We start from the raw sequence: 13602 nt of genomic DNA on the forward strand, positions 1-13602 counted from the left end.
AAGCGCTTTAAATTCATGATGGAAGCCGCCCCCCTCCTTCCCTGTTGCCATCCCGTCCTATCCCCCCTATTCTCGCCCTGTTTTATCAGGGGGATTTCTTGCTCGCACGCATAGGCACAGTCGCGTTTGAAGGCACATCCGTTTTGCCCATCGATGTTCAGGTTCAACTGTCGTCGGGCATGGTTGTTTTCAACATTGTAGGCCTACCCGACAAGGCCGTGGGCGAAAGCCGCGAGCGCGTGCGCGGGGCGTTGCATGCCCTTGGCCTTTCCCTGCCGGCCAAAAGGATCACCATCAATCTGGCGCCTGCCGATGTCCTGAAAGAGGGCAGCCATTTCGACTTGCCCATCGCCTTGGCCGTTCTGGCCGCGATGGAGGTTCTCCCCAAAGAAGAGATTGCCGAATTCGTTTCGCTTGGGGAATTAGGCTTGGACGGAGCCACCGCCAAGGTCGCCGGAGTCCTTCCCGCCGCCGTTAGCGCCAATGCAAGGGGCAAAGGCCTTATCTGTCCCGCCGCCAACGGCGGTGAGGCCGTTTGGGCGGGCGAGGTCCTTAACGTGCTGGCCGCACCCTCCCTCCTGTCCCTCATCAACCACTTTAAAGGCGTACAAGTCCTGACGCGCCCCGCCCTTAAGATTCAAACGGATTCCCATGCCCATGGGGGGCTGGATCTGCGCGATATCAAGGGGCAAGAGACCGCCAAACGCGCCCTAGAAGTCGTGGCCTCCGGTGGTCACAACCTTTTAATGATAGGGCCACCCGGATCGGGCAAAAGCATGCTGGCGGCGCGGCTGCCCGCCCTTTTGCCCCCACTCCAGCCCGATGAAGCGCTAGACGTTTCCATGATCCACTCGCTGGCGGGGCTTTTGGATGAAGGCAAATTGCTGCGACAAAGGCCCTTTCGCGATCCCCACCATTCAGCAACGCTGCCCGCCCTCATCGGCGGCGGCGTCCGCGCCAAACCGGGGGAGATTTCTCTAGCCCATAACGGCGTCCTCTTCCTTGACGAGCTGCCGGAGTTCCAACGCAGCACGCTGGAAGCCCTGCGCCAACCCCTTGAAACGGGCCGCGCCGTCGTGTCCCGCGCCAATCACCACGTCACCTATCCCGCCCGCATCCAGCTTGTCGCCGCGATGAACCCTTGCCGCTGTGGCCATATGGCGGACCCCAGCCAAGCCTGTGGCCGCGCCCCCAAATGTGCCATGGATTACCAATCCCGCATTTCAGGGCCGATGTTCGACCGCATCGATTGCCATGTGGACGTGCCCGCCGTCAGCCCTGCCGACCTGTCCCTGCCCCTATCGGCCGAAGGCTCTGCCGAGGTCGCCGCCCGCGTGGCCGCCACCCGCGCCATCCAGACGGAGCGCTTTACCGCCCTTACGCGGGCGGGCGAAGGAGGCCCCGTCATCCGCACAAATGCCGAGGCGGATGGCGAGCTGCTTGAAAAGATCGCGCCGTTGGACGATGCCGGACGCGCCCTGTTGATGAAGGCCTCCGAACAGCTCAAACTATCTGCAAGGGGCTATCACCGGATGCTGCGCGTAGCGCGAACGCTGGCCGATATGGAAGGCGCAGGCGCGATCCAGCGCGTCCACATCGCCGAGGCCCTCTCCTATCGCCGCCTGTCCTTCGCACGGTAGGGGGGCGCTCCCCTAAAACAAATCGGCATGGGTTCCCGTTCTCATTAATAAATCAGTTAGTTGAATTGCTTCTTGGGGGTTCGAATAACACGATTAATATGGCTCTCTTGCTATTTCGTATATTTTGTTTGTTTCGTTTATTGCTTTTAAAGGATATTGGCTCTATCATAGTTCACAGGCGTCCATAGCAGTTCGTAGATGTCCACATGAGTTCAGGGAGGCTCAAATGCGCCCACACAAAGAAGATCTAACATCTGTTTTTCCGCCCAGTGCCATTGATATAGCCCTTGCCGGAGACGCGAGCCGCCTATTGGCACGTTATGCACGGCCCGCGGGTAAAGATGCTGTCAAAGTTCAGTTTCTTGAAAATGGGAAATCCGGCGAAATAGCTTTGCCTGCTGTTGCGGTTCGGCTTCTGTTGAACATCTTGAATGATATGGCAAAGGGAAGTGCTGTTACCGTTATCCCCGTTCACGCTGAATTGACCACACAACAAGCGGCAGACTTCCTGAACGTGTCCCGCCCCTTTTTTGTTGGCCTCCTTGAGAAAGGGGATATAAAATACAAAAAGGTCGGGACTCATCGTCGCGTTCGTTTCGAGGACATTCTTTCCTACAAGAAAAAAATCGAAAGCGAACAAGATGAAGCCTTGAAAGAGTTGGCAACAGAGGCTCAGGAACTCAACATGGGATACTGATTTGGCGACATTCACAGCCCTTTTTGATGCATGTGTTCTCTATCCCGCGCCGATTAGAGATATCCTTTTGCACCTTGCCCAAACAGGATTGTTTCGCGCCAAATGGACAGATCACATCCATGACGAATGGACGCGCAACCTTCTCGCAAATCGTGCGGATTTGTCTGAGGAAAGCCTCTTGAGAACACGCGCCCTCATGAATAAGGCGGTTCTTGATTGTCTCGTGCAGGACTATGAAAATTTGATTGAGGCTTTGGTCTTGCCCGATCCAAATGACCGCCATGTTCTCGCTGCCGCTATTCGTTGTCGCGCCGATGTAATTGTAACCTACAATCTGAAAGATTTTCCGGAAGACATTTTAAGAAAACAAGACATTCAAGCCCAGCATCCGGACGAGTTTATTTCACACCTTATCGACCTTTCCCCCGGTGTTGTCTGTTCTGCAGTTAAACGGATGCGTGTGAATCTTAAGAATCCGCCATGCGGCGTCGGACAGCTTTTCGGCACGCTTGAGGGGCTGGGTCTTGTGCAAACCGTTTCTGCTCTCAGAGATTATGCGGAGGTTTTATAATGGCGCTAATCATGGAAGACATCAAGACAATCGCCGATATTCTTACTCCCTGCCTGATTGCTCTATTTGGATTTGTGCTGTTACGTCACGTGGAGGGCATAAAAACAAAAGCCGTTAGAGAATCGGACTACCTAGTCAAACATGCGGATTATTTCCTAACTGCAGCACAGGAATTTCTTGTGGTTCACGAAAAAGCCTTGGCTTTGTGCTCCCTTTTAAGTGATGGCGTAAACTTAGGAGAAGATATAAAAAACACCTTGTCCGAAAAACTTAAATTATTGCTTGAGCCAATGCTAGAAATAGAACTACGCCTTCGGCGTTATGCTCCATTCGCCCCGACACAAGGGGAACAAATTATTTTATCTGCAAAGCGGTGTAATAATATGTTGTTTACAGTGCTTAATAAAAAAATGGGCTACAAAAGCCAAACGGCTTATGTTGATTGCCTTTCAGAAGAATTATTTGAACGACATCAAACGTTAATGCCCGCAGGATGAACCCCTCAAAAAGGAGATTGCCCTAATTCTAGAGTGTCATCAGATACGGAATAAATAAGCAGCCAATCCGGTTCGATGTGACACTCCATATAGGAAGACCAGTTCCCCGTCAGACGATGGGGTTTGTGCCGAGCACGCAAAGGAACCTGTCTGCTTAACAAATCGACAATATCCCAAAGTTTATCTAGATCAAGCCCACGGCGCACGGCAAGCTTTGCGTCCTTCTCAAACCGTTTATGGGTTACTACCCCTAACATTTTACCTTTCGTGTTTTTGCAGGACGTCCCTCGACAACACGGCGCAAATCGGAAACAGCTTTATAGGCTTTCATGTTTTTCCCCTCTATCCCCTCTTTAAGAACAAGGCGCGTGGTTGCATTGGGGATACGGACTTCAAAGGGAAGACCATTTCGCAAAACAATTTGGCGAAAAAAAAGCGTCACCGCATCGGATGTCGAAAGCCCGACTTGACACAAAACGGCCTCAACTGATTTTTTAAGATCCGGCGCAACCCGCGTATGAACGACTTCTGATTTTTGCATAGGCTTTCTCCCTGTTGCCTAATTGTATCACGTTCGTGATACAAACACAAACCCTCCCTCCGTTTATTTGTGTCGCCGCCTGTCCTTTACGCGTTAGGAAACGGCCTCCTCCAGCCAAAACAAAGCATTAAGGCTTTCCCTTGCTTTGCTTTTTTCTTGAAACTATTTCGGGTTCGTTGTTTGGGCCTGAAAAAAAGCATACAATGCGGCACAGCAATTTCACCCCTTTATTTTTAAGAAGCGGATTTTTCAACCTGCGCGAGCGTCGTGATGGGCATCTCTCTTCGCCCTCAAACAGAGCATCAGAACGATGTAGCCTCCTTTTTAAAGGACGTTAGCCGCGCCACCAAATATAGCCTCAGCCCCAACATCCGCGCCCTAATCTACACAGAGGATCTGAGCGACATCGCCCCCAGTGAATCGATCCGCTTTCTTGCCAAACACGGCCTTCCTTTTCCCAAAGACAATGACCTTCTCTGGGTCGAAGGAGGCATGTCCTCCCACGACACCGAACACGGCTCACACGGCCTTTTGTTTAAGCGCCACGCGGATGGCCAAGGCTTTACGGTGCGCGACGCCCAAATCATCGGCGACACAACATCGACGGCAAAAACGGTCAAGCAAATGATCAAAGGTAAACAGGCCAATCCCTTGCTGGCAGGCATCTATTGCAACCAAAGGACAGGCGCTTTGTGCGGCCTGTCAGGCTGCGGGGTTGAGCTGCGCCTTGGCGGCACGGACGCCGAACCTCACCACACCATGACGATGACGGGTCTTGAGGCCTTCACCCAAGAAGACGAAAGACGGGGCGACGATCGCCTTCACAAGGAGCCTGCCGCCATGCAAGAATCCCTTCGCAGCGATCTGCGAAATTTGCTGCGTTTTTCGCTGCACGTAATGACCTTTATGGCGCATGAAAAACTGGAGCGCGACGCTTTGGCTCAAACAGGCGCGATTATGCCCCCGATCAAGAAAGAATCGGGCAGCTCCTTTCTTCCGGCCATCAGCAAAACGTATCGTGGACGGCTCAACCAGATGGAATCGCCCCATGAGTTGAGACGGTTCTTAGGCGTGACCCCGATCCCTACCCCCCTCTTGTCCAACACGCTCCCCGATTTTATCGACTACGCCTTGGCCGAAGAAAAAACCTTAAAAGTTACTCTTTTCGCCGTCATGACAACGGCTTTTCAAGCCGTTCCCATCAGCTTTGACCAAAAGGTTTGTGATCTCACGCGCCGCGTTATGGACGCCGTACCTGAAAGAACGATCCAGCGCCTATTCCAGCAAGCAGGAACCCAATTCAAAAAGCTTTGGATCGAAGGGCCCTATACCGCCCCCGCTTCCATCGGCAAGGCGGCACACGCACCCGTGAGAATTGGCGCCCTAATCCAACAAGAGAAGGGGGGCTGCTGCTCCATCCTTCACTGGCAAACGCCCAAGGGGCCAGAGAATGAAGAAGCCTCCAGCGCCCTTACGATTGAAGGCTGGTCTGTCAAGGATCTCCCCCACGAAAAAAAGGCGGCCTCGACGCCCTTCGCGCCTAAGGATGTCCAACAAGCCATCAAGCGTGATATCAAAAATTTTGTGACAGCCCTGCTTGTTTTAAGCCGCGCCCGCACCGACGTTGCCAAGGACGCCGGCCTCGATGGGTTCGATGTGCTTAGCGCTATGTTGATGGAAAGCAACGAAGGCCTTCCCGTCAAGCCCCCCTTTATCCGCGAGCCCAACCCCGACTGGAAGGCCACCCGCATTGACGTAACGCAAAGAAAAGCGCGCGTCGTTGGCGCAATGCGCACCTTTGTCCTTAGCGAAAAAAGCCAACAATGGGAGTGCACCAAGCAAACCATACGCGATAGCTTTGACGACCTGCTGACCCCCGACAATTTCTTTGCCCTCAACCGCGAAGTCGCCATGGCCGCCAAAGATATGTTTGGACAAGGCGTCACCGCCCGCGCCTTCCGCGTGGCGCAATCGCGCCCCATTCCCAAGCCCGTCAACGAAGGAACCTATTTCCGCAGCGAGCATGTTCGCATCGATTTATTCTGGGAGGAAAAAGACCCCGCCAAACGCGCCCTACGCAATGCGGCCTATCAGTTGACGGCGACAAGGGCACGTGAGGCGTCCATCAATATCAATGACCGCAACACGCTTGTGCTGACCGTCCCCGAAGCCGCCCATCGCTCAACCGCCGCGCTTACGCTCTAAGAACCGCGCCGACCGCTTTTTCCGCCGCCTGCGTGATGGCCTTGGAAAGGCCTTCCAGCTCGCCGTCCGTCAGCGTGTGATCGGCAGGCTGCAACGTCACGGATAGCGCTAGCGACTTCTTGCCCGCTTCAACGCCTTTGCCCTGATACACGTCAAAGATCGTGACGTCGCGGATCAGCACCTTGTCCGCTTTCTTGATCGCGGCGATCAGCTTGTCCGCGCTAGCGCCCTCGTCCAACACAAAGGCAAAGTCACGCGCGACAGGTTGCAACGCTTCCATCTTCAAAAGCGGTTTGGCTGTGCCCGCGCTACGCGGCGCGGGGACGTTGCCAAGGAAAACCTCACTCGCCACCATCGGCGCGGCAGCATCGCAGGCAGCCAGAATGTCCGGATGCACCTCACCGAAATACCCCAGCAAAACGGGCCCAAGCCGCAAAGAACCGCTGCGGCCCGGATGATACCAAACGGGCGCTTTCGCTTCCACCTGCACGGAGGCCATCGGTGCGCCCGCAGCGGCCAACGCTGCCAGAGCATCAGCCTTGGCATCGAACGCATCGACAGCGCGGGCCTTATCCGCCCAATGACGCGGCGTTTGCCCCGCCCTTAGCGTCGTGGCGACAAGCGCCTGCCCTTCCGGCGTTTGATCCTGATAAGTCGGGCCAACTTCAAACAAGGCGACATCGCCATAGCCGCGATCCGCGTTGCGCTTGGCGGCCAGCACAAGATTCCCCACAATGGAGGAGCGCATGACATCCAAATCAGAACTGATAGGATTGATCAGGCGAAGCTCATCCTTCACGGGGCCAAACGCCGCCGCAACCTGCGAGGACATAAACGACCACGTCACCGCCTCTAGCAAGCCGCGTACCGCCAGCGCACGCTTCACTTGCGCAGCCCTGCGGTCGATCAAATCCAAAGCGCCCTGCGTCACCACGTCCTCACGCGGCATCGAAGTCGCCGGAATATGCTCATAACCCTTGATGCGGATAATCTCTTCCGTAATGTCCGCCGCGCCTTCCACATCGCCGCGCCAGCTGGGCGGCGTGATTGTCCAGTGGCCTTCCGCCTTCTCGACCGTGAAGCCGAGCGTCATCAGAATCATTTCTTGCTCATCGGCCTCGACATCAACGCCGATAAACTTCAGCATCTTGGCGGGATCATAACGAACAACGTGCGTGACCGTCGGCACATCGCCCACCACCAGCCGCTCGCTCACCACCGTTTGATCGTTCCCGCAGAGCGCAAGGATCATCTGCGTGGCCAGATCCGCGCCATCAATCACAAACTCAGGATCGACGCCGCGCTCAAACCGGTAACGCGCGTCCGATGTCACGCCCAAAGCGCGACCCGTCTTGGCGGTACGCGAAGGATTGAAATATGCCGATTCAATCAGCGCATCGGTGGTCGAGTCCTCACACCCCGATGTCTCACCCCCCATAATACCCGCCAACGACAAAAAGCCCGTCTCATCGCCGATGGCTGTCATGCCCTCTTCCAGAGTGTATTCCTTGTCGTTCAGCGCCTTGAACGTCTCGCCGCCCTTGGCGGGACGCACCCACAAATCGCCCTTCAGCTTGGCGCAATCGAACACATGCAAGGGTCGTCCAAAATCGAACGTGATATAGTTGGTGATATCGACCAGCGCCGAAATGGGGCGCAGGCCAATCGCGCGAAGCCGCGCCTGCAACCACGCCGGAGACGCACCATTCGTTATTCCGCGCAAAGACCGCGCCACAAACAGCGGGCAGTGATGTTTTTGCTCCACCGGAAAATCAAGGCTCACACCCACGCAGCAAGGCTCCGTTCCCTTGGGCACAGCAATCTGTAACGACTTGAGCGTTCCCATGCCAGCGGCGGCCAAGTCCCGCGCGATGCCGCGCACGCCCGCACAATCTGCGCGATTGGGAGTCAGGTTAATCTCGATCACAGGATCGGCCACGTCCACCACATCGATAAACCGAGCGCCAACAGGCGCATCGTCCGGCAGCTCCATAATGCCCGATGCGTCACCGTCCAGCCTCAATTCCGCCGCCGAGCACATCATGCCTTGCGATTCCTGCCCACGGATTTTGCTCAGCTTAAGCGCCTGCCCACTCGCAGGGATCACGTCGCCCGCGCGCGCTAAAACGGTCTTCAGCCCCGCCCTTGCGTTGGGAGCGCCGCACACGACCTGAATCAGCTCACTGCCCGTGTCCACGCGGCAGACCTTCAGGCGATCCGCATCGGGGTGCTTGTCCGCCGCAATGATCTGCGCGACCTTGAACGAAGCCAGCGCCGCCGCGTGATCTTCCACGCCTTCGACTTCCAGCCCAATCGCGGTCAGCTTGTCACACAGCGCCGTCAGCGTGGCCTCGGTTTCCAGATGCTCTTTAAGCCAAGAGAGAGTGAATTTCATTTCGCACACCTTTGTTTGAAAGGATCAACAACAGTAACGCCACACGGCACAATTGCATTGGGCCGTTGGGGCGCAAGCATATAGACCTGCTCCGCACCTTCCGTTTTCCGCTGCGTGGCCATCGGATCGCCCAGCGGAGCCTTTTCGCCATGAACATACCCTTCATCGACATAACCCACGCCGCGCAAGCCATGAAGATGCCTCACCCAGCAATTGCCCGGATTCTTTTCTGAATCGAGCCATTCAGGCGCATAACGCATCCACCCCATTTCATAAGCCCGAACCGTTAGGCCGTGGCTAACGATCACCGCGTGGCGAATGTCGCGTGAGAGATAATCATCAATCACTGTACGGAAATGTTGCTTGACGCGGATCACAACGTCCAGCCGCGTTTCACCCAACGGGGCCGTTCCGTAAATGCGCCCTAAAAACTTTTTATGCCGATTATAATTCTCGGCCTCTTCAGGATGCTGCGCCTCGAACTCTTCATCCGTCAACCCATCAAAGAGGCCTGCCTTCTGTTCAATTAAAAAAGGATCCTCACGATAGGTGATAACCCCCGATGTCGGATCAAATTTCTGACCCAACTCATAAATAACACCATGGGCTGTTTGGCGCGTTCTGTAATAAGGGCTGTTCCACACGCGAATCGCGCCGAAACCTTCTGGATCGGCGTCATGTTCCGCACGAAGACGCTGCGCCAAAAACGCGCCAGCGCCATACGCCTGATCGATCCCTTTGGCCGTCAACCTTATCGCGTGATCGGCAACTTCCTTATAGCGTGAGCGCCGCACATTGCCTTCCGTCTCGCCATGCCGAACGAGATAAAGGTTCAACTCTTTTCTCTCTTTGTGCGGTTCCATCACGCCCCCATCGCCGGATTGGGAATATCCAAAGGCACGAAGCCGTAATGTTTCAGCCAACGCATATCCGCCTCAAAGAACGTGCGAAGGTCAGGAATGCCGTATTTCAGCATCGCAAGGCGTTCGATCCCTGTGCCAAAAGCAAAGCCCTGATACTTGTCGGGATCGACGCCGCAGTTGCGCAGCACGTTGGCGTTCACCATCCCACAGCCACCGATCTCCAGCCAATCACCATAGTTGCCCAGCTTCAGCTCCCCGCCCTTGCGTGAGCAACCAATATCAATTTCCGCGCTTGGCTCTGTAAACGGAAAGTACGAAGGCCGAAACCGCAAAGGCAAATCCTCGATTCCAAAAAACGCCCGCAAGAAATCCAGAAGGCAACCCTTCAGATGACCCATATGCGTTTTCTCATCGATCACAAGGCCTTCGAACTGGCTAAACATCGGCGTGTGAGTCATGTCGCTATCACAGCGATACGTCCGTCCGGGCGCGATGATGCGAATAGGCGGCGTTTGCCCCATCATCGTCCTGATTTGCACGGGCGAGGTGTGCGTGCGAAGTACCGTCGCCATGTCGCCCTGAGGCGGCATATAAAACGTGTCTTGCATCTGCCGCGCGGGATGTTCGGGCGGGATGTTCAGTGCGGTGAAATTATTCCAGTCCGTCTCGATATCGGGGCCCTTGGCAACCTTAAATCCCATCGCGGCAAAGATCGTGACAATCTCATCCAGCGTTTGCGTGATCGGATGGATGCGTCCCTCGCTCTCGCCACCCCGCGCAGGCAGGCTGATATCGATGCGCTCCTTCTCCAGCCGCGCCGTGAGCGCCGCCGCCGCCAGCGTTTTACCCTTGACCTCTAGCGCCGCCGTGACCGCCACCTTAACCTCGTTCAGCGCCGCGCCCATGGCTTTGCGCGCGTCGGGATCAAGGCCTCCCAAGGCCTTCATCATCTCGGTCAGCTTGCCCTTTTTGCCCAAGGCTTCGACACGCACAGCCTCCAAAGATGCGCTATCGCCTGCGCCTTCGATGGCTTTGATCAAATCACCTTGCAGTTTTTTCATCTCGTCGTTTGACATGGGATCCTCCCCTTTTCTTTATCTTCGATAACGCGTAGTTCAAAACACGCCGTCATTGCGAGCGGCGCGAAGCAATCCAGCCGCGCCGCGTCTGCGGCGCATAAGACTCTTGTGCCTCGCAGACGCTCGGCGCTGGATCGCCACGCTCCCGTTGGTCGCTCGCGACGACGAACCCGTCGAAACAAAAACGGAGATCCCGCCGCCTTGGCTGGATCCCCGCAAGTGTGTCAGTGGTCTGACGGTCTTTTATCGCTTACGCTTAAGCGGCTTTGTCCAACTTGGTCTTCACCTGATCGACCAGCGCCTTAAAGGCTGTGGGCTCTGTCGCGGCGAGGTCCGAAAGCTGCTTGCGATCCAGCTCGATACCCAACAGCTTAAGCCCGTTGATAAATCGAGCATAGGTCAGGCCATATTCACGAACGCCCGCGTTGATGCGCACGATCCAAAGAGCGCGCATTTCGCGCTTCTTGGCCTTGCGATCACGATAAGCATAGCGCAGCGCCTTCTCAACCTTTTCAATCGCAACGCGAAAGCAAGTGCTGGCGCGGCCACGATAGCCGCTGGCGAGCTTGATAATTTCTTTGTGTCTTGCGTGAGAGGTCACGCCCCGTTTTACACGTGCCATGGTATGACCCCTCCCTTAAGGACGCAAAAAGTGTGTGATAATTTTTTCGCCATCAGCCTTGAAAAGGATAAAGCCTTGACGCGCTGTGCGCTTCATTTTCTGGGAACGCTTGCGCATACCGTGGCGCATACCGGCCGCCCCGCACTTGACCTTGCCAGAGCCGGTCACGCGGAAACGCTTTTTGGACCCGCTATGGGTCTTGAGCTTAGACATTTCATTTTCCTTTTGTTAATCGTTTCGTTTACGAAGCAGTCCGGCATGTCTATGGCGCAGATCGTGCTAAGAGAGGGGCTTTTCTACCGATTCCCCACAGAGAAAGCAAGAGAAAAGGGAACAGCGGTCAGAGATCAGAGTTCAGAGTTCAAAGATCAGAGACGCTAATTGGTTAACAAGCCCCTGAAGGATCAAGGGGTTAACTCCACTCGGCAGGGGCGGCAGCTCAACCGATCGTAACCCTTATAGCGCCAAACGACGACGCCATCCGAGAAGCGGACGCCCCACACGTGTGTAGAAAAGTCACGACGCTCCGTGCAGGACCAGTAATAGTTGGGAACCATGGGAGAAGGAGCGTTGTCTTCCGTCGTAAATGTCCCCTTGAAGTCCCCTTCGTTCTGAAGGCCGTAGAGATGCTTGTCGCGTGAGTCTTTTTCATCAACATCTTTGCCATGCAAAAGATCGCGTGTAGGGATAAACCACTTGCCTATAGCACTTCCATCTTTCAGCGCACCATAGAGCGCGGTATCGTTCTCACAATAGATACCATCATAACCATGCCAGTTGCGGCGGTTACCAACTTCCTTTGCCGCATTTTCAAACGTGCGGCAGTTCTTGCCGGAAGTGTCCGACGGGTCGAGATCCTCAGGCGCGGCGAAGACGTTAAATTTTTTGCCAAGCAATTTGCCACCCCTGTCCTTGGGCTGCCATGATCCAAAATAGATGCCTTTGTCCCCAATCATCTTGCCGATATGTTCGGGGCCAAGAACCTCAACCTTGGGCTTCGGAACCGTGGGGGTAGGGCACGAAAGGGTAACGCACTTCTTAAAGTTTCTTTGCGCCGCCGCCTTCACCTTGGGATGGGCGCTGTTCAGTCCCTCTAAGATCAATTGATTCAAAAGGCCGTTTGTCTCTGCAGCCGGCGCGTTTTGAAGGGCGGCCGCGATCACGTCTTGCGTCCTAATTTCTCTTTTTATATTGGGAGGGGCGTCGTTTATTTTCATCACTGAGAGTAGTGCATCATCTAAAGAAAGAGCCCTCGCGGCAAAACCAGCGCCAACCGTCGTCAAGGCCTCTTTGACAACGCTTTCTGATTTTGCGGTTATGGCCAAATTGAGGGCTTCTTTGGAAAACGCCCCTTTAGTAAAACTGCCTTTTTGAATACAAACAGCCATGAAGCGCAACACACGATCAGCCTTCGTTTCATCGGATAAATTAGAAAAAGTGCCCGCCAGAAACGCATACGGATTGATTCTATTGACGTTATTGACGTTGCCGCACGCATCAAAAACGGCCGCCACGTTACGTAGCGCCATAGCCCTTACCGCCTTGTCGTCGTCCAAAAGGGCAATCGTAAAAGAGGCTTTGTAAAGATGGGATTGATGGTAAGTATCATGTTTGACAAAAACATGAACCAGCCGTTCTCGGTTAAGGCGGGCTTGGCGAGGAAAAGACTGGAGATCTGTGTCCAAACAAATCGCAAGCTGTTGACAATTTTTCGCGCTCCCTTTTCTGGCAATCGCGGCAAGCACGGCATAGGCTCCCTTGACATAATTCTTTTCTTGGGCGAACAGCGCGTTCGCAAAGCAGGACGTAACCACGATGAATGGAACCTCCGCAATAACGCCCCGATTAATGCGCCGCGCCAACTTGGTATAAAAATCGGCTTTTGTTTCCGTCGTCTTTAAGGCCGCAAGGACATAAGACGCTTCCAAAATGTTTTTCGCCTTCATGATGCTCTCCACGTTTCAAAATAATTTCGATGTCGAAAAGGGCGCTCGCCGCACCCACTGCAACTGTTTCTATACCGCGCAGATGGCGAAAATAAAAGAAAAGTCTATGGTTAATAAAAGGGGCTTTCCCCCTAAGAAAAAGCCCCTCGTCTGTAATCTTTAAATCTTGGATCGGCACAGGATTTTTGCAAAAAGCCAAAGCCGAGGCGAGATTTACGCCGCCTTCTCGTTCAACCAAGCCACCAGCGCCTGTTTGGGGATTGAGCCAACTTTGGTTTCCACCATCTGGCCGTCTTTAAACAAAACCAGCGTGGGAATGCTGCGAACGCCGAATTTTCCGGGCGTTTCGGGGCTTTGATCAACATTCATCTTGACGATGGTGACCTTGCCCGCCATCTCGCCAGCAATTTCTTCAAGAACGGGGCCCAGCATACGGCAAGGGCCGCACCATTCAGCCCAAAAATCAACCAGCACAAGGCCGGAAGCCTTCAAAACGTCGGACTCAAAGGCCGCGTCGGTAATGTGCTTGCAATTTTCTCCCATAGG

General features: G+C 54.7%; 13 protein-coding genes. 5 read left to right on the plus strand and 8 right to left on the minus strand.

Translation table 11 applies throughout. The features are described 5' to 3' along the window. Positions 1-98: 98 nt before the first annotated feature. From WC612_01490 to WC612_01505, 4 genes are all read left to right on the plus strand, one after another. Positions 99-1640: a YifB family Mg chelatase-like AAA ATPase gene (locus WC612_01490; GenBank protein MFA6279453.1), complete on the plus strand. Its 1542-nt coding sequence runs from the start codon at positions 99-101 to the stop codon at positions 1638-1640. Positions 1641-1950: 310 nt separating this feature from the next. Continuing rightward, on the plus strand, positions 1951-2337 hold the full coding sequence (locus tag WC612_01495; GenBank protein ID MFA6279454.1) for an excisionase family DNA-binding protein: 387 nt from the start codon (positions 1951-1953) through the stop codon (positions 2335-2337). 1 nt (position 2338) lies between these two features. Further along, positions 2339-2908, plus strand: coding sequence for a PIN domain-containing protein (locus tag WC612_01500; protein MFA6279455.1), 570 nt, complete (start codon positions 2339-2341; stop codon positions 2906-2908). An 11-nt stretch (positions 2909-2919) separates the two neighbouring features. Further along, positions 2920-3405, plus strand: a complete 486-nt coding sequence (locus WC612_01505; protein ID MFA6279456.1) for a hypothetical protein — start codon at positions 2920-2922, stop codon at positions 3403-3405. A 250-nt stretch (positions 3406-3655) separates the two neighbouring features. Here WC612_01505 and WC612_01510 read toward each other — a convergent pair whose 3' ends face one another. Then, positions 3656-3946, minus strand: coding sequence for a type II toxin-antitoxin system RelB/DinJ family antitoxin (locus WC612_01510; GenBank protein ID MFA6279457.1), 291 nt, complete (start codon positions 3944-3946; stop codon positions 3656-3658). A 270-nt stretch (positions 3947-4216) separates the two neighbouring features. On the opposite strand from WC612_01510, the gene WC612_01515 reads away from it, so the two are divergent. Beyond that, positions 4217-6151 carry a hypothetical protein gene (locus WC612_01515; protein MFA6279458.1) on the plus strand — a complete coding sequence of 645 codons (1935 nt, stop codon included), beginning with the start codon at positions 4217-4219 and terminating at the stop codon, positions 6149-6151. Here WC612_01515 and pheT read toward each other — a convergent pair. The 7 genes from pheT to trxA all read right to left on the minus strand — a co-directional run bounded on the left by pheT (position 6141) and on the right by trxA (position 13599). After that, a complete protein-coding gene (gene pheT, locus WC612_01520) occupies positions 6141-8546 on the minus strand; it encodes a phenylalanine--tRNA ligase subunit beta (protein ID MFA6279459.1) in 2406 nt (801 codons plus the stop codon). The two genes, WC612_01515 and pheT, sit on opposite strands and share 11 nt — an antisense overlap. Next, entirely contained in the window at positions 8543-9409 is an 867-nt protein-coding gene (locus WC612_01525; GenBank protein ID MFA6279460.1) for a histidine phosphatase family protein, read from the minus strand. The genes pheT and WC612_01525 overlap by 4 nt, the downstream gene beginning before the upstream one ends. Continuing rightward, positions 9409-10485, minus strand: a complete 1077-nt coding sequence (gene pheS, locus WC612_01530) for a phenylalanine--tRNA ligase subunit alpha (GenBank protein MFA6279461.1) — start codon at positions 10483-10485, stop codon at positions 9409-9411. The genes WC612_01525 and pheS overlap by 1 nt, the downstream gene beginning before the upstream one ends. A gap of 259 nt (positions 10486-10744) precedes the next feature. Beyond that, positions 10745-11110: a 50S ribosomal protein L20 gene (gene rplT / locus WC612_01535; protein MFA6279462.1), complete on the minus strand. Its 366-nt coding sequence runs from the start codon at positions 11108-11110 to the stop codon at positions 10745-10747. A 15-nt stretch (positions 11111-11125) separates the two neighbouring features. After that, complete coding sequence (rpmI, locus tag WC612_01540; protein MFA6279463.1) at positions 11126-11323, minus strand: 50S ribosomal protein L35; 198 nt, start codon at positions 11321-11323, stop codon at positions 11126-11128. Between the two features lie 191 nt (positions 11324-11514). Then, positions 11515-13056: a hypothetical protein gene (locus WC612_01545; protein MFA6279464.1), complete on the minus strand. Its 1542-nt coding sequence runs from the start codon at positions 13054-13056 to the stop codon at positions 11515-11517. 213 nt (positions 13057-13269) lie between these two features. Further along, positions 13270-13599 (minus strand): thioredoxin, encoded by a 330-nt coding sequence (gene trxA / locus WC612_01550; GenBank protein MFA6279465.1) that lies wholly within the window; start codon positions 13597-13599, stop codon positions 13270-13272. Positions 13600-13602: the final 3 nt, after the last annotated feature.

This window comes from Bdellovibrionales bacterium (assembly GCA_041662785.1).
In the GTDB taxonomy this organism is placed as follows: domain Bacteria; phylum Pseudomonadota; class Alphaproteobacteria; order UBA9219; family UBA9219; genus UBA8914.

Bases quoted from the DNA above. Each gene is read 5' to 3' on its own strand.
- WC612_01505 (MFA6279456.1), top strand. From the start codon at position 2,920: ATGGAAGACATCAAGACAATCGCCGATATTCTTACTCCCTGCCTGATT.
- WC612_01510 (MFA6279457.1), bottom strand. From the start codon at position 3,946: ATGCAAAAATCAGAAGTCGTTCATACGCGGGTTGCGCCGGATCTTAAA.
- WC612_01515 (MFA6279458.1), top strand. From the start codon at position 4,217: ATGGGCATCTCTCTTCGCCCTCAAACAGAGCATCAGAACGATGTAGCC.
- pheT (MFA6279459.1), bottom strand. From the start codon at position 8,546: ATGAAATTCACTCTCTCTTGGCTTAAAGAGCATCTGGAAACCGAGGCC.
- WC612_01525 (MFA6279460.1), bottom strand. From the start codon at position 9,409: ATGGAACCGCACAAAGAGAGAAAAGAGTTGAACCTTTATCTCGTTCGG.
- pheS (MFA6279461.1), bottom strand. From the start codon at position 10,485: ATGTCAAACGACGAGATGAAAAAACTGCAAGGTGATTTGATCAAAGCC.
- rplT (MFA6279462.1), bottom strand. From the start codon at position 11,110: ATGGCACGTGTAAAACGGGGCGTGACCTCTCACGCAAGACACAAAGAA.
- rpmI (MFA6279463.1), bottom strand. From the start codon at position 11,323: ATGTCTAAGCTCAAGACCCATAGCGGGTCCAAAAAGCGTTTCCGCGTG.
- WC612_01545 (MFA6279464.1), bottom strand. From the start codon at position 13,056: ATGAAGGCGAAAAACATTTTGGAAGCGTCTTATGTCCTTGCGGCCTTA.
- trxA (MFA6279465.1), bottom strand. From the start codon at position 13,599: ATGGGAGAAAATTGCAAGCACATTACCGACGCGGCCTTTGAGTCCGAC.